Annotated in this window: 13 protein-coding genes; 8 read left to right on the top strand and 5 right to left on the bottom strand. The window is 54.2% G+C overall.

The annotated features are described in order from the left end of the window. Positions 1 to 467: 467 nt before the first annotated feature. The 5 genes from ACXIZX_RS24400 to ACXIZX_RS24380 are packed head-to-tail and all read left to right on the top strand — an operon-like array spanning position 468 to position 5,495. Positions 468 to 1,715, top strand: coding sequence for an extracellular solute-binding protein (locus tag ACXIZX_RS24400; protein WP_061719064.1), 1,248 nt, complete (start codon positions 468 to 470; stop codon positions 1,713 to 1,715). Positions 1,716 to 1,724: 9 nt separating this feature from the next. Further along, a complete protein-coding gene (locus ACXIZX_RS24395; RefSeq protein ID WP_008108071.1) occupies positions 1,725 to 2,633 on the top strand; it encodes a carbohydrate ABC transporter permease in 909 nt (302 codons plus the stop codon). Further along, the gene (locus tag ACXIZX_RS24390) at positions 2,623 to 3,462 is read left to right on the top strand and encodes a carbohydrate ABC transporter permease (RefSeq protein WP_008108069.1); all 840 of its coding nucleotides are present in this window, start codon (positions 2,623 to 2,625) and stop codon (positions 3,460 to 3,462) included. Before ACXIZX_RS24395 ends, ACXIZX_RS24390 begins: the two co-directional genes overlap by 11 nt. Continuing rightward, positions 3,462 to 4,406 carry a carbohydrate kinase family protein gene (locus ACXIZX_RS24385; RefSeq protein WP_479405398.1) on the top strand — a complete coding sequence of 315 codons (945 nt, stop codon included), beginning with the start codon at positions 3,462 to 3,464 and terminating at the stop codon, positions 4,404 to 4,406. The genes ACXIZX_RS24390 and ACXIZX_RS24385 overlap by 1 nt, the downstream gene beginning before the upstream one ends. Positions 4,407 to 4,409: 3 nt before the next feature. Next, positions 4,410 to 5,495, top strand: coding sequence for an ABC transporter ATP-binding protein (locus tag ACXIZX_RS24380; protein ID WP_479405310.1), 1,086 nt, complete (start codon positions 4,410 to 4,412; stop codon positions 5,493 to 5,495). A 380-nt stretch (positions 5,496 to 5,875) separates the two neighbouring features. On the opposite strand, the gene bamA is transcribed toward ACXIZX_RS24380, so the two are convergent. Together bamA and ACXIZX_RS24370 are read right to left on the bottom strand one after the other, a co-directional pair. Next, complete coding sequence (bamA, locus tag ACXIZX_RS24375; protein WP_479405309.1) at positions 5,876 to 8,308, bottom strand: outer membrane protein assembly factor BamA; 2,433 nt, start codon at positions 8,306 to 8,308, stop codon at positions 5,876 to 5,878. A 215-nt stretch (positions 8,309 to 8,523) separates the two neighbouring features. Further along, positions 8,524 to 9,933: an MFS transporter gene (locus ACXIZX_RS24370; RefSeq protein WP_479405308.1), complete on the bottom strand. Its 1,410-nt coding sequence runs from the start codon at positions 9,931 to 9,933 to the stop codon at positions 8,524 to 8,526. Between the two features lie 115 nt (positions 9,934 to 10,048). On the opposite strand from ACXIZX_RS24370, the gene ACXIZX_RS24365 reads away from it, so the two are divergent. Then, the gene (locus ACXIZX_RS24365) at positions 10,049 to 10,903 is read left to right on the top strand and encodes a helix-turn-helix transcriptional regulator (protein ID WP_179452404.1); all 855 of its coding nucleotides are present in this window, start codon (positions 10,049 to 10,051) and stop codon (positions 10,901 to 10,903) included. Positions 10,904 to 10,907: 4 nt separating this feature from the next. On the opposite strand, the gene ACXIZX_RS24360 is transcribed toward ACXIZX_RS24365, so the two are convergent. Further along, the gene (locus tag ACXIZX_RS24360; RefSeq protein WP_479405307.1) at positions 10,908 to 11,900 is read right to left on the bottom strand and encodes a glycosyltransferase family 32 protein; all 993 of its coding nucleotides are present in this window, start codon (positions 11,898 to 11,900) and stop codon (positions 10,908 to 10,910) included. 335 nt (positions 11,901 to 12,235) lie between these two features. On the opposite strand from ACXIZX_RS24360, the gene ACXIZX_RS24355 reads away from it, so the two are divergent. Beyond that, positions 12,236 to 12,943, top strand: a complete 708-nt coding sequence (locus ACXIZX_RS24355; protein ID WP_479405397.1) for a phage antirepressor KilAC domain-containing protein — start codon at positions 12,236 to 12,238, stop codon at positions 12,941 to 12,943. A gap of 38 nt (positions 12,944 to 12,981) precedes the next feature. On the opposite strand, the gene ACXIZX_RS24350 is transcribed toward ACXIZX_RS24355, so the two are convergent. Further along, positions 12,982 to 13,473 (bottom strand): GNAT family N-acetyltransferase, encoded by a 492-nt coding sequence (locus ACXIZX_RS24350; RefSeq protein ID WP_479405306.1) that lies wholly within the window; start codon positions 13,471 to 13,473, stop codon positions 12,982 to 12,984. Between the two features lie 118 nt (positions 13,474 to 13,591). Continuing rightward, positions 13,592 to 14,617, bottom strand: a complete 1,026-nt coding sequence (locus ACXIZX_RS24345) for a Gfo/Idh/MocA family oxidoreductase (RefSeq protein WP_479405305.1) — start codon at positions 14,615 to 14,617, stop codon at positions 13,592 to 13,594. 279 nt (positions 14,618 to 14,896) lie between these two features. Here ACXIZX_RS24345 and ACXIZX_RS24340 point away from each other — a divergent pair, with 279 nt between their 5' ends. Then, on the top strand, positions 14,897 to 16,324 hold the full coding sequence (locus ACXIZX_RS24340) for an alpha,alpha-trehalose-phosphate synthase (UDP-forming) (protein ID WP_479405304.1): 1,428 nt from the start codon (positions 14,897 to 14,899) through the stop codon (positions 16,322 to 16,324). Positions 16,325 to 16,346: the final 22 nt, after the last annotated feature.

Raw genomic sequence — 16,346 nt, 5'->3', positions numbered from 1 at the left:
GGATATCGAACGTTGTTTATCCAGCTACTCAGCGCTGCTAATGCTCGTTATCATGCTCGGCATGAATACCTAAAATCTGTTCTATCAGCATGAACATGCTCAGCATAACCAGCTACCACGAACGCTATTTTTCCGCTGTGGAATGCACGTTCATGTAGCAAGTCCCAACGCATCTGCACCTAAACAATGCATCCTGAAAAGAGTTATCGCCACCTTTTCACAATCGGCATGCTTCAAACCCATACAAATATCTATGATCACCCACACATTTTACAACCTGTTTACATGACAGCGGCAAAAATCAGTGCAAAGTAATGTCCAGTGGCAAACGAGATTTATGCCCTGGCACGTCAATTGCTTTAGCTAACCGATGTCAGCCGCAGCAACCTGACAACCTGTGCGCGTTATTAAATCCATCAAATTGATTTAATAAAACACCCTCTTTTTGCATCAAGGCGGAAAACACCATGAAAATCCGATTCAACCCAGTCATAAAAGGATGTTTTGCAGCGGTTCTGTTAGCCAGCGTGGGCAACGCAGCAGCAGCAACCACGTTGAATGCGCTGTTTATGACGCAGGCGGCGTATAGCGAAAATGATATCCGCGCTATGACGCAGGAGTTTCAGAAAGCGCACCCGGACGTGCAGGTTAATCTTGAGTTTGTACCGTACGAAGCGCTGCACGACAAAATTGTCGCGGCGCGTGGCGCGGGCGGTAACGGCTACGATGTGGTGCTGTTCGATGCCATCTGGCCGGCAGAATTCACCAAGTTTGATCTGTTGCAGGACGTCAGCAGCCGCATCAGCGCCGACGAAAAGGGGCAGATTTTCCCTGGCGCGATGAACACCGTTGAGTTCAAAGGCAAAACCCTCGGCATGCCGTGGATCCTCGACACCAAATATCTCTACTACAACAAAGCGATGCTGGAAAAAGCCGGTATCACTACGCCGCCGCAAACCTGGCAGCAGGTGATGGATGACGCACGCATCATCAAACAGAAGAACATCGTGAAATATCCGCTGGTGTGGAGCTGGTCGCAGGCCGAAGCGCTGGTATGCGATTACACCACGCTGGTGTCGGGTTTCGGTGGCAAATTCTATAACAACGACAAACTCGATTTCTCCTCCCCGGCCTCGCTGCAAGCGGTGAAGCTGATGAAAAGTTCGCTGGATGAAGGCTTGAGCAACCCGGCGTCACGCGAATATCTGGAAGAAGATGTGCGTAAAGCCTTCTCCAATGGCGATGCGGCTTTCGCGCTCAATTGGACCTACATGTACAACATGGCCAACGATCCGAAGCAAAGTAAGGTCGCCGGTCAGGTGGGCATTGTTCCTGCGCCAGGCGATGCGCCGGGCAAATTCGGTGCCGTAAACGGTTCGATGGGCCTTGGCATCACCAAAGGCAGCACGCACGCGGATCAGGCATGGCAATACATCAGCTACATGACTTCGCAGCCGGTGCAGAATAAATACGCCACGCTGAGTCTGCCGATCTGGAAAAGCTCTTATCAGGATCCGGCGGTGCTGAAAAACCAGGAAAGCCTGATCGCGGCGGCGGATAAGTCGCTCAACGTGATGCTGTCGCGTCCGGAAACCGCCGACTATTCGCGTCTCTCCAACACGCTGCAGCAGCAGTTGCAGCAGGTGCTGGTTGGCAGCGCAACGCCAGATGCCGCGCTGCAAGCGGTTGATAAGAGTGCGGCGCGTCTGCGCTAAGGGGCAACAATGCTGAGTTTGCGTCAACGCGAACAACGGCAGGCATGGGTGCTGCTAGCACCCATGCTGTTGGTGATGCTGTTGCTCACCGCATGGCCGCTGTTACGCACTATCTGGCTAAGTTTCACCGATGCCGCCCTGATTGGCAGCGGTGAAGCGCCGGGCTGGATTGGCTTTGAAAACTACCTGTTTGCGATCACCGATGCGGATTTTCGCAGCTCGCTGTGGCGCACGCTCTATTTCACCGTGGTATCTGTGGCGATTGAAGGCGTGATCGGTGTGCTGGTGGCGCTGTTGCTGAACCAGAAATTTGCCGGTCGCAACCTGTTGCGCGTGCTGGTGATTCTGCCGTGGGCGCTGCCGACCATCGTTAACGCCATGATGTGGCGTCTGAACTTCAACCCAGATTACGGCAGCATCAACGCGCTGCTGACGCAGTTGGGCATTATTGATGGCTATCGCAGCTGGCTGGGATCGCCGGATTCTGCACTTAACGCGGTGATGTTCGCCGATATCTGGAAAAACTATCCGCTGGTGACCTTGCTGGTGCTGGCGGCACTGCAATCGATTCCCGACGATCTGTTTGAAGCCGCACGGCTGGATGGCGCGTCGGCGTGGCGGCGTTTTCGTGCCATCACCTTCCCGGCGATTGTTGGCCCGCTCAGCGTGGCGCTGGTTCTGCGCACCATCGACGCCTTCAAAATCTTCGACATTATCTATGTGATGACGCGCGGCGGCCCGGTCGATAGCACCAAAACCCTGAGTTTCTACGTTTACCAGGAGTCGTTTAGCTACTTGCGAGCCGGCAGCGGCGCGGCTTACGCCATGTTGATGACCTTGCTGTGCGCGGTGCTGATCACGCTTTACATGTTGTTACTGTGGCGCCAGCGCCGCAAAGGAAGCGCTCATGAAGGTTAAAATGCGCCATGTTGGCAAATACGCCGCCGCGCTGCTGGTGGCGTTTTCGGTGTTAGCGCCAATGGGCTGGCTGTTTTTGATGAGCGTCAGCGCCGCTAGCGATCTCACCCGCGTGCCGCTCGAGTGGCTACCGCGCCAGTGGGATTTCACCCGCTACGGCAAGCTGTTGTCGCTGGAGCCAGGCCAGCCCGGCGTGCTGTTCCTGCATGCGCTCGGCAACAGTTTGTTAGTCGCCACGGGCGCGACAATCATCTGCTTGCTGCTGGCGATTCCAGCGGCGTTCAGCTTCTCGCGCTATCGCGGGCGCGACGGCTGGCTGTTCGCCTCACTTGCCATCTATATGGTGCCGCCGGTGGCGTTCGTGCTACCGCTCTACTTCCTGTTGCAGCAGTTCGATCTGCTTAACACGCGGCCCGGTTTGATCATCGTCTACTGCTCGCTGATTCTGCCGTTCCTCACCTGGATGCTGAAAAACCAGTTCGATACGCTGCCGCAGGATATTGAACAGGCGGCGCGACTCGATGGCCTGCGCGTCTGGCAAGTGCTGCTGCGCATTACGTTGCCGCTGGCGAAGCCGGTGCTAGGTGCCGCCGCGCTGTTTGGCTGGCTACTGGCGTGGGACGAGTTTTTCTATGCGCTGCTGTTTACCAGCAATATCGCCGCACAAACCTTGCCGGTCACCATTGCCGGATTCACCGCCGGGCGCGCCACCGATGATGGCTTAATCGCTGCCGTCGGCATTCTGGCGTCGGTGCCACCGCTATTTATTGCCATCTGGCTGCAAAAGACGCTGGTCAGCGGCCTTGCCAGTGGCGGGAGTAAAGGATGATGGAACATAAACTCACCGCCACGCTGTATGTGGTGGGCAATATTAATGTCGATTTGATCATGGGCACGCTGGATAACTGGCCGCAGCGCGGTACCGAAGTGATGCTGAATCACAGCGAACTGCGTCCTGGCGGATCGGCGGGCAACTGCGCGCTGGCGCTGGAAGCGATGCAGGTGCGCCATCGCGCGGTGGCTAATCAGGGCGATGATGGCCTGAGCGCCTGGCTGGCGAGTCATTTTCCGCACAGCGCCGCGCACTGGACGCGCTACAGCTGCGAAACCTCGCTTACCGTTGGCGTAACGCATTCGGATCACGAGCGATCCTTCCTGAGTAATCTCGGCCATATCGTGCAACTCACCGCGCAGGATGTGCTGGATCAGCTGCCTGCTAAAGCGGCTGACGGCGATATCGTGTTGCTGTGCGGCACCTTTTTGTGCCTGCATCTGTATGACGAATATCCGGCGTTGCTGGCTGAGCTACAGCAGCGCGGCTTTATCACCGCTGTTGATACCGGCTGGCCGCCGCAGGGCTGGACGGACGAGGTGCGTCAGCAGGTCACGCAATGGCTGCCGCTGTGTGACTGGCTGCTGCTCAATGAAGTGGAAACGCTGGGATTGGCGGCGAAAGACGACTTGCCTGCCAGCGCGCACATGCTGGCGCAACAGCTGAGCGGACGCGGCGGCTGCGTAGTGAAATGCGGCCCGCAGGGCGCGCGTTGCTGGCAGGCTGAACATGCAGTGAGTCAGCCTGCGCGTCCGGTCACGGTGGTGGATACCATCGGCGCGGGCGACAGTTTTAACGCTGGATTCCTCACCGCCCTGCTGCATCAGCAAGATCTCAATACGGCTTTGCAATGGGGTATTTCGGTGGCGTCACTGGCTATCAGCACCTTGCCGCGTCGTTATCCCGACTGGCATCAACTGCAACTTTCCCAGGAGTTTTAAATTATGGCCAGTGTTGAACTCGTAAAAGTGGCCAAACGCTACGCAAAACAGTCGGTGCTTCATCCGCTCGATCTCACTATTCCTGACGGCAGTTTTACCGTGCTGGTGGGCCCATCCGGTTGCGGGAAGTCGACGTTGCTGCGTTTGCTGGCCGGGCTGGAGAGCTTGTCGGATGGCGCGATCCTGATGGATAAAGTGCAGATCAACGACCGCGATCCGGCCGACCGCGATATCGCCATGGTGTTTCAGAGCTATGCGCTCTATCCGCACTTAACCGTGGCGGAGAATCTGGCGTTTCACATGCAGGTGAAGAAGGTGAAGCGCGAGGAGCAGCAAACTAAAATTGCGCGCATCGCCGGGATTCTTGGTATCGATAAGCTGCTGCAACGCTATCCGCGTGCGCTGTCGGGCGGACAGCGTCAGCGTGTAGCGATGGGCCGTGCGATGGTGCGAAATCCCAAAGTATTCCTGTTCGATGAGCCGCTGTCGAACCTTGATGCGCAGCTGCGCATGGAGTTGCGCGCCGAGATCAAATCGCTGCATCAGCGTTTCAAAACCACCATGGTTTATGTGACGCACGATCAGGTTGAGGCGATGACGCTGGCCGATCAAATTGTGGTGATGAAGGATGGGCGCATCGTGCAGCAAGGCGCACCGCTGGCAATTTACGATCGTCCGGCGGATACCTTTGTCGCGCGCTTTATCGGCTCACCGCCGATGAATCTGTTACCGGCACAGCTGATCGCCCGCGATGGCGTGCCTGGCGTGCAGTGTCAGGATCTGTGGCAGCCGCTGCCCGCGCGCTGGCAAGCGGCGGCGCGCGAGCGTGCAGGTGCAGCCGTGACGCTCGGCGTTCGCCCGCACGATCTGCTGGAAGCCAACAGCAATGCAGCGGCGTTGGTGAAAGTGGTGGAGATCACCGGCGAATCCACTTTGCTGCATCTCGAATGGCACGGTCAGCCGCTGCATATGCAGATCGCTGGCCGCCATCCGGCGGTGAGCGGCGAGAGCATTATGCTGGGCTTTAACGCCGAGAAAATTCATTTGTTTGATGCCGAAACAGGGCTGAGGTTGGTTGAGTCGCTTTAAGTTGATGCTAAGGCCAGAAAAGGCCAGCCCGATCGCAAAGAAACCCTGCATCCATGCAGATCGGCCTCGCCATCCATGGCTCGGACGCTTTGCTCTTCGGGCTGGCCTTTCCTGACCCGTTGTGATCGTCATCGCAGCGATCGTGCGCATTTGCACATTCTGTAGGGTCGCCATTTATGGCGACCACTCTAACAAATAAAAAAGCCACCCAACTCTGGGTGGCGAAATACAATTAATCAGATGCATAACAACGATATTCGCGAACACTCATTCCTTAAGCATTTCACAAGCGGTATTTTACGCTGATGGCTAATTTGTTCTGTCTTCACCGTTTAAAGATAATGTAAAACTCACCTCATTATTTAACGATTTAAATACAGCTACCAGGTTTTACCGATATTAAACTGGAACTGCTCCGACTTATCGCCCTCATATTTCTTAATCGGCAAGGCATAAGAAAACACTAGCGGACCCAACGGTGATTGCCATTGCAAAGCCACGCCGCTCGACACGCGAATTTGGCTGGGATCGCCATAATCGGGAATACCCGCCGCTTTGGTGGCGGCAGTGTTCTGCCAGCCGGTATCCCACACGGTGCCTGCATCGACGAAGAATGAGGTGCGCAGCGAATCGGCATAGCGCTCGCTGATAAACGGCGTTGGCACAATCAGTTCTGCGCTTACCACCGCCATCGCATTGCCGCCCACCGCATCATCCGATTTCTCCACTGGGCAAGCACCGTAACTGCTTTCACTGCCGCTGCAGCGGTAATAGGCGGCTTTTGGCCCGATGGTGTTGGAGGAGAATCCGCGTACTGTGCTAGAGCCGCCGGCATAGAAGTTGTCGTAGAACGGCACTTCTTTGCCGCCTAAGCCGTCGGCGTAACCGGCTTTACTGCGACCCATTAACACCCAGCGATGATCGCTGCTCAGCGGCAAGTAGCCGTTGGCGGTCAGCGTGCTTTTGTAATAGCTGTTGGTGGAACCTGGAATCGTCACTTTGGTGTTGAAACCGGCGCTCACGCCCGAGGTGGGGAAGAAGCCGCGGTCCAGTGAGTTGTAGCTCCAGCCAATATTCCAGAAGAAATCGTTAGCGGTAAATTTGTCCGCCACGGTGGCATCGTCATCGTCGTCATCACTGCTGATGACTTTTGGATGAATCCCCTGCGAACCCAGATAGCGCCACATTGCCACCTGCGGTGCCATATTGCTGACACGATTGTAGACGTAATCCAACCCGCTGTTAACGCTGCTGTTTTCTCCGATCGGGAAGCTTAAGGTGCTGCCTGCACCGAAGCTTTTCAGCGTGTATTCGGAAAGATCGTTATCTTCCGCACTGTAATCGTTATAGAACAGCTTGCCGCCCAGACTGACGCCATCCACAGTGAAATAGGGATCGGTGGCAGCGATTTCGACATAAGTTTGATAGCTGTTTTTGGTGCCGCTAAAACTTACGGTATTGCCGGAGCCCATCCAGTTATCCTGGCTGACGCCAAGCTGATAGCTGATGCCGCTGTCGGTGCCGTAGCCCAATCCAACATTGAAAGTGCCGGTATTGCGCTCTTTCACTTTGTACACCACGTCAACCTGATCCGGGCTGCCCGGCACGCGCTGTGTATCAACATCCACGCTCTCAAAATAGCCGGTACGATTGAGTCGCGCCTTGGCCTGCTCTACCTGATTACTCGCCAGCCATGCGCCTTCCATCTGGCGCATTTCACGACGCAGCACCGCATCTTTCGAAGTGTCGTTGCCCGAGAAACGCACCTGCCGCACCGAGAAGCGTCGCCCGGCATCGACATTCACATGTAACTGTACGGTTTTATCGCTGTCGTTAATTTCCGATTGGGTATTCACCTGCGGGAATGCATAGCCGTAACGACCGAGCAGGCTTTTAATCGCCTCTTCGTTTTCAGTGATTTTTGCTCCGCTGTATAAGGTGCCCGCTGGCAACTGCGCCAGTTTTTCAATCTCGGCGGAATAGTCGGCCATATTTCCGGTTAGCGTTACGCCGCTAACATGGTAAACATCGCCTTCATGAATATTTATCGTAACGTAAATATGTTTTTTATCCGGCGTTAAACTGACTTGTGTGGAATCCAGATTGAATCGTGCGTAACCACGATCAAGATAATAACTGCGCAGCGTCTCTAAATCGCCGGAGAGTTTCTGCTTCTGATATTTCTGGTCGGCGATGAAATTCCACCACGGCACATCATCGCGCAGCTGGAAATGCGAAATCAGTTCATCCGATGAAAAAGCCTGGTTGCCTACAATATTGATCTGCTGAATTTTTGCTGACACGCCTTCGGTGAAAATGAACTTCAGATCGACGCGGTTGCGCGGCAATGGCGTGACCACCGCTTTGACGCTGGCGGTGTATTTCCCGGCGCTGTAGTAAAAATCCTCCAGCCCTTTTTCCATATCCGCCAGCGTGGTGCGGTCCAGCGCTTCACCCACGCGTACGCCTGAGGCATCAAGGTTCTGCTTGAGCTGATCCTCTTTAATCGCTTTGTTGCCAGAGAACGAGATGCTGGCAATCGCCGGGCGCTCTTTAACTTTAATCAGCAATGCATCGCCATCACGCAGCACCTGCACATCTTCAAAATTGCCGGTGGCGAACAGCGCACGGATGGTGTTGCGAATATCATCATCATTGACGCGATCGCCAATACGCAGCGGCATATGCAGCAGTGCCGCGCCGGGTGCGACGCGCTGGAGCCCAGCAAAGTGAATATCCTTTAGGGTGAAATCATCTGCACCAAAGGCGGTGGTGGTTACCATGAAAAGTAACCCGGTTAACATCTTCTTCATCTGTTGTGAGCCTGCCGTTTTTCCTGTGCCTGATTCAAGCGCCTTGCTTCCGCACCACATAAAAAACGGGCTAAACACGCGGTTCAGCCCGTTTACTGCGGCGATATGTTCCGGAAAAAAGACCGCTGAGCCAAAGGTAAATTCAGCGCGACTCACGGATTTTCGGTTGTTTTACAATAAGGTGGAAAGCTCCTGCTGAAAACTGTTCACAAGAATTACCCTTCCGCCGTTACCGGCTGAAACGTGCGGCGATTGAGGCTGGTGAAAATCATCAGCAATGCCATCATCGCCAGCTCAACGCCGAGCGTACCGGTGATTGCCGCCAGATGATTGCCGTGCGTGTAGATCTGCGTGAATACACCGCCCAGCAGCATCGGGCCTAAACCCAGCGCCGACTGCTGTACCGTTGAAAGCACCGCGCTGCCCGCGCCCGCCTGATGATGCGGCACGCCGCTCATGCCAATGCGATAGAAGGTGCTGACAATAAACGACTGACCAAAACCAATCAGTACCGTCGCGGGGATCAGCGTGAAGATACCGACCTGCGGCCAGGCGAGTTGCAGCGTAGCGATCAGGGCCAGCAGCCCAACCATCTGAATGCCGCAGCCCATCAGCAAGGCACCGCGCTTACCTAAACGCTCAACGATACGTGTCGATTGCATCGCGCCGATAAAATAGGCCACGCCCAGCGCGATAAACGCATTCCCGGACTGAAACGCCGTCAGCCCTAAACCGGCCTGCAACGTCAGCGCGACTGAGAACATAAAGCCGCTCCAGCAGGAGAAGAACAGCACCGCCAGCGTCAGGCCAAATCGCACGCTCGGCAGACGCAGCAGTGAAGGCGGCAGCAGCGGCGCGCCGTTGGCCGCTTCCAGACGCAGCGAACTCTGGCGCAAACGATGCAGAAACAGTGGGAACAGCACCAGCAGCAAGATGCACGGCCACGACCAATGCAGCAGCGGACCGAGCGCCAGTGCCAGCATCAGGCAGCCAATCGCGCCCGCCAGCAGCAAGGTGCCACTGACATCCACCGGCACGCGCTGGGTGTTCTGTGTTTCCGGCACAAAGCGGCGCGCGGTGATCAGCACAAACAGGCAGATCGGCAGGTTGATCAGGAACACGCTGCGCCAGCCGTAGCTGCCGATATCCGCTTTGATAAGAAATCCGCCCAGCACCTGACCGATGATAAACGCCAGCCCGCCAATGCCGCCGTACAAACCGATGGCGCGCGCATGCGCTCTGCCCTTCAGCGTGATGTGCAGCGTGGCGAGGATTTGCGGCACGATAAAGGCCGCGCCCACACCTTGCAGCGCACGGGCAAACATCAACAGGCCGACGCTATTGGCGATGCCGCATAATAAAGATGCAATACCAAAGATCCATACTCCGGCGAGGAACACGCGGCGGCGGCCATAATTGTCACCGAGGCGCCCGCCCATCGCCAAACAGATGGCAAAGGCGATGCCGTATACCGCGACGATCAGCGCCAGCTCGATCGCCGTGGCCTGCAGCGTGTGGGCCATCGCGTCTAACGCTACGTTAACGATAGAAAAATCAATCATGGGCAGCAGCTGCCCGGCAAGCAGGACCATCAATCCTGTGCGTTGAAGTTGCGATGTCTGCATCGGTTTTACCTTGTTTTTGCTGTCAGTACGGCATAGCATCACCTAACCATTAAACGGGTACCAGTTCTTGTTTATCATGGTATAAATACTACCCGTCTTGTCGAAGGATCTGCTTATGAGCCTGGCATCCGCGCCTGTTACCACCGAACAAAACAACCGCAAATTACTTGGTACTTTTCTGCGCACGCGCCGCGAAAACCTCGATCCCAATCGGCTCGGTTTGCCGCGCATGCGCCATCGCCGCACGCCGGGTTTACGCCGTGAAGAAGTCGCGCAGTTAGCGGATGTTGGCGTGACCTGGTATACGTGGCTGGAACAGGGGCGTGATATTAAAGCCTCGCCGAAAACCCTGACGGCGATTGCTAGCGCGTTGCAGTGCAACGATGTGGAAACGCAGCACCTGTTTTCGCTTGCCGGACATGCGTTACCTTCGGTACGCGTGGTAGCGGCCTGCTGCAAAATTGCCGCGCACAATCAACAGATGCTCGACGCTATCCAGTTACCGGCAATTATTGAGACACCGCGCTTTGATATTCTCGGTTATAACGCCGCGTGGTGTGCCTTGATGGGCGTCGATTTGGCCGAGATCGCGCTGGAAGATCGCAACTGCATTTGGCTGGCATTCAATCATCCCGCATGGCGCAAAGCGCTGAATGATTGGGATGAAGTAATGCCACAGATGGTGGCGATGTTTCGCGGGCAGATGGGCGAGCACCTTGGCGATCCGCACTGGGAAAGCTTTCTTGCCCGCCTGTTAAACAGTTCAGATGAGTTTGCGCACACCTGGCAGCGCTATGAATTGGGCCAGGTGGAGAATCGCGTGAAACGCTTTTACCGCGACGAAGTGGGTGAACTTACACTGCGGCAAAATAACTGGTGGTCAGCGTCGCGCAACGGCGATCGCCTGCTGGTGTATGTGCCGGACGATGAAACCAGCGCCGCGGCACTACAACAGTTGATCAATCCCTGATGTATTATGCCTTGCTCGTCAGCGCTGGAATCGGTGTCTGCGGGCGGGCACCTTTCTGGCTGGTTAACAGAATCTGACCCAACAAGCTGTCTTTGTTCACCACGCCATATTTCAGGTTGGTGTCGAGATATTTGCGATCAAATCCCGTCAGTTTGGTCAGCGGCGGCAACACTGCCGGCAGACGATCCACCATCAACATGCGGCTCAGCTTCACCGGACGCCACTCCACCAGACTTTGATACAGCAACGCGCTGGCCTCGCATTTACGTAGATAGAAGTTGTACTGATTATTATCACGCAACGCCTGCTGCTGCGCGATATACACCACCAGATAATCCGGTGGCGTAATGCCCTGAACAATGGTTTCGTAATCGGGCAGTGCGAGCAGGCGACGGAAAAATTCGTCGGCGCCCACTTCGACAATCGGGCGGAAAAAATGCAGCCAGCTCGCAATAAAGGCGTTATTTTTCGGCGCGGCCAGGAACCAGGATTCAATCACCGGATAGGCTTTATCCAGCGTGGAACTGTCGCGGTAGAAGGCGATCAGGTCATAACGATCGTCAACATTCACCGCCAGCAATTCGTCCATTGTGCGATTGAGAATGATGGTGGCATCCATCCAGATTCCGCCATAGCGATGCAGCAGTTCCAGCCTGATGACGTCACTTTTATGAGAAGGACGCATATCCTGATGCACGAAGTGTAGATCGGGCAGATAGTGCTGGATATTCAGGTTATTGATGACCGTTACCAGATAACCGGGATTTTCACGCACGATCTTATCAACAAAAATCTGCACTTCTTGCGGCAGCGTTTCGCTTTCCCAGTACATCCAAATCTGACGCGGAATGGCTTCGGGTGCGGTCTGGTGCGCAATCAAATTGATATCCTGCTCTGCGGCGGGATTGTAATCGGGCAGCGTTCGGCGTTTGGTCAGCTTTTTTTCCGCCAGTAAACCTAATGAGACCAGATGGGTTTTAAATTTATTCTTTTTCATCGTTTCTCCAGCAGCATAGCCGCCAGTTAACTACTTATTGCTGTTAAAAAGGCACACATCAGCCCTGCACGTAATGCTGCAGAAAGCCGATAAAAGCCCGGAAAATTGGCTCAAAACTATCAAACAGCCCTCATCGCGACAATTTAATAAACCGCTAAAACCTCACTTTAAGAGAATACGCAGGGATTACGTGGGACTGAGCTGGCTTTGTGAAACGTTACGCAAAGCCGAACAACTTAGGTGAACGGTTAAAAATAATACTGGATATATAAACAGTACTGAGTATACTTATTCAACAGCTACAAGGCTGAGTAAGTCTGCAAGAGGTGATAATGATGATGATCTCAACGGAAAGTCTGTCTGCTTTGAATGCATCGATGATGATGAGCAGCCGCGAAATTGCCAGTGTCACTGGCATTACGCATGGCGAAGTGAAGCGCCTGGTTAAAAGCCTGGAAACCGCACAGCGTCTTTCCCAACCTTTGACGGTGAATCTGTATGAGCATCAGGGTGAAGTGCGTCAGGAGTTTCATCACAACAAACGCGATTCATTACTTGCCGTTGCCCGGCTTTCGCCTGGCTTCACTGCGGAACTACTCGATCTTTGGCAGCAGCGCGAACAATTTACTCATCTGCCTGATTTCACTAATCCGGCGGAAGCGGCCCGCGCCTGGGCGGAACAGTTTGAGCAGCGCCGTGCGGCTGAGCAACAACTTGCATTGTCTGCACCCAAGGCTGAGTTTTTTGATCGCTTTGTTGAGATCGAAGATTCGCTCGGCTTTCGTCAGCTGTGCAAGATGTTGAAGGTCAAGGAAACCGAGTTTCGTGAGTTCCTGTTAGAACGCAATATCATGTATCGCGAAAAAGGCACGCTGGCACCGCAGCAGCACCATATGCAGGCAGGTTATTTCACCTTGCGTTCCGGGCGTGGCGAGAATCAGCATGCTTTCTCACAAGCGCGTTTCACCGCCAAAGGTGTCAAATGGGTGGCCAGTTTATGGGCGGGACATCTATCGGCTCAGCCGAAAAGTGTGGCTGCGTGAGGTGAGATTCGGGCCGCCGTGAATGGCGACCCGACGAATTACAGTGTCATCAGCATCTCATGCCACGCCATGCCGCCGTGGTCTGATTCGGACGGTTTGACGTACTGATAGCCCCATTTTTTATACAGCTCGACGTGCTGGGTTTTGCACATCAGATGAATGGTTCGCTTATCCATTTTCTTCATCAGGTCGAGAAACTGGCGCATCAGCAGCGACGCATAACCTTTGCCCTGATAAGCAGGATCAAGCACCACCGACATAATGACGGCGTTAGGCGCTGCCGGATCGTGGCCGATTAACTCTTTAAACGCTTCATCCGACATCACCACATCCCACGCGCAACCAGCGTTGATAAAACCAATCACCTTGCCGTCGGTTTCCAGACATAAAAATCCCTGCGGATACTGCGCGATGCGGGTAGCAATCTTTTCACGCGTGGCGGCTTCATCACCTTCGTAAGCCTCAATCTCAATCGCGTAACAACGATCCACATCGGCCAGCCTGGCTTCTCTCAATACTAACGTCGACACAACTAAACCTCTTCGAGTCACTTCTGAACGGCGGTCAGTTTAACAGGCCGAATTTTCCGGTGCGCATAAATGCGCTAATTCTTTGTAGGGTCGCCATTTATGGCGACCAGAAAAATGATCATTCCAGCGTCACCACTCGGTTTTCCCGTGCACTGACAAAAGCCGCATCCAGCACCTCTAACACTTCAATCGCCTGATCAGTGGTCACCGGCGGTTCGGTGCCGTTGCGCACCGCGTCGGCAAACGCTTCATAATAGGCATGATAAGCGCCCTGCTCCGATGGCACCGCTTCGTCGCCTTCAGCATGATGCAAAATGCCCCAACGATCGCGCTGCTCGTAGCCCCAACCCGCTAAATCATCCACCGGTCGTTTACCGGCAAAAATCGCCTGCGCCTGCACATCGGTGCCTTGCGACAGATAGCTGCCCTTTTCGCCGTATAAGCGCAGTTCGCGGCAAACCATGCGATTGAGTTTGGTGGCAGAAACATAGGAGTGCGTACCATTGTGATGCGTTAGCGTCAGCACAAAACTGGCATCGGTGGGGCCTTCGGGTAATTCGACAATATCCAGCAGCGCATACACCGATTTCACCGGCCCCATCAGCCAGATAGCCTGGTCCACGATGTGGCTACCGAGATCGCGCAGCAATCCGCCGGTTTCACCGCCTTCCAGCGTCAACGCATCATCAAAATCCATGCGATTATGCAAGCGCCATACTTTGCCAACTTGCTGTTGTTCAATGACTTTCTTGAGCGTCAGAATATCAGCGTCATAACGGCGGTTGTGATAGACGCTCAACACCACGCCTTTAGCAGCGGCCGCAGCAGCCAGTTCCCGCCCGGTTTTGGCATCGGGTGCGAAGGGTTTATCCGCGATCACCGCCACACCGGCGTCAATCGCTTCCAGAACCAGTTCACGGCGGGTTTGCGGTGGCGTAGTGATGGTGACGATATCCACGCCCGCCGCCAGCATTTCAGTCAGGCTGGCGAAGATCGGCACATCGGGATGGTCCGCTTTTGCTTTTGCGATGGTCGCAGGCGCGCGTGCAACAATGCCCGCCAGCTCTAATCCGTTTGCTGCTTCAATGAAAGGTGCGTGGAAATGTTTGCCGCCGGTACCGTAACCCACAATGCCAATTTTCATGATGTCTCCGTGAAAGATCGTTAGTGTCGAGGCTAATGATAGTTGCTGTAGCCTGAGCGGGTAGAATTTAATAAATCACATGTATTAAATTTTTATGGTTCTGAACGATTTTTTTACGGCTTTTTTACGGGCAGGTCGGATAACTTATTTTATCGACAGCGTGAAGGATGTGTATCAAAGAAAATAATGAGCGGAATCATTCAATTATTATTACGCCAACCTCTTTCAAATCCCCTGCCAGATATTAATAACGGGCAGATTAAGCAACGGGTAAAAAATATGTCAGGCTTAATATTGGTATCACATAATCAAAACAACCACTCAACGCTTTCAAGTATTTATGAAAGTATATTGACGCGTCGTGGTGGCATGTGGGTGAAATGGAGTGGCGAGTTTGAGTCTTTTACCACTGAACCTCATCGTGAGCTGAATTTTACTAGCGGTAAACAATTCGACACGCTGACATTCCGTTTAACCAAATCAGAATATGAAGAAGGTTATCATCAATATATCCATCAGGGATTATGGCCGGTATTTCATCAGCGTCCCGATATGGCGCGCTTTTCTACCAGCAGCCAAATCGGTTATATGAAACTGAATGAAACCTATACACGCGCCATCAGTGAATATGCCATGCCCGATGATGATATTTGGTTGCAGGATTATCACCTGATCCCCAGCATTAAAATGCTGCGCGATGTCGGCCTGATTAATCGCATTGGTTTCTTTTTCCATCAACCTTTCCCGGCGGGACAATCATTTGAATCGGTGCCCAACTGGCGCTATCTGGCCGATTCCCTATTATGCGCCGATCTGATTGGTTTCCAGACCACCCACGACATGAACAATTTTACGGCGTGGGTTGAATCCCGCTTCCGTTGCGAACGGCTAACGCCTTACACGCTGCGTATTCATGGCCGCCCGATTCGCGTCGGCGTATTCCCGGTGGGCATTGATACCGCCGAAACCAGCGCGCTGGCTGAAAGTAACAGCTGCCAGTATATGGAGCAGCAATGTCGCGACACCTTACCGGAGAATCTCATCCTCAGCGGCGGGCATTTTGACGATAGTACCGGCACGCCCTACCGTATAAGCGCGATAGAAGTTTTACTGCGTCATCACGAGGAGTATCACCACACGTTTTCGTTGGTGCAACTGGCTTCAGCGGCGTCAGGTTACAGCCATCGCATCAAGGCGTTGTCGCGCGATTTAGAAACCCGCTGCGGCGAAATGAACGGCGTGCACGGCGAGCTGAACTGGTATCCGGTGAGTTATTTGAGCAATCACTATTCGCGTGAAGAGCTGTGCGGATTTTACCGTGCGGCGCGCGTGGCGCTGGTTACACCGCTGATAGCCGGGATGAGTTTGATGGCGAAAACCTATGTCGCCGTGCAGGATCATGCTAATCCCGGCGTGCTGATTCTGTCGCAATTTGCTGGCGCCGCCGAACAGATGCAGGGCGCACTATTGGTGAATCCCTACGATCCCGATGCCATCGCCGATGCCATTCATACCGCGCTCATTATGCCGCTTTCGGTGCGTCGCGAACGTCACGCCAGCCTGCTAAAAAATCTGCATCTGCATGATTGCCATAAATGGGCCGAAAGTTTCATCAATGCGCTGCAGCCGCGAGAACAGGATTTCGATTTAACGCTTAAGTCGGGTGCGATGATTTCCAATGCTTTTACCGGGCGATTGCGTTATTAATCCAAAATGGATGAGGCCGCCT

Source organism: Candidatus Pantoea symbiotica, assembly GCF_056491525.1.
Note: the sequence above shows the minus strand (reverse complement) of the source record. Positions and strands in the feature narration are given on the sequence as shown.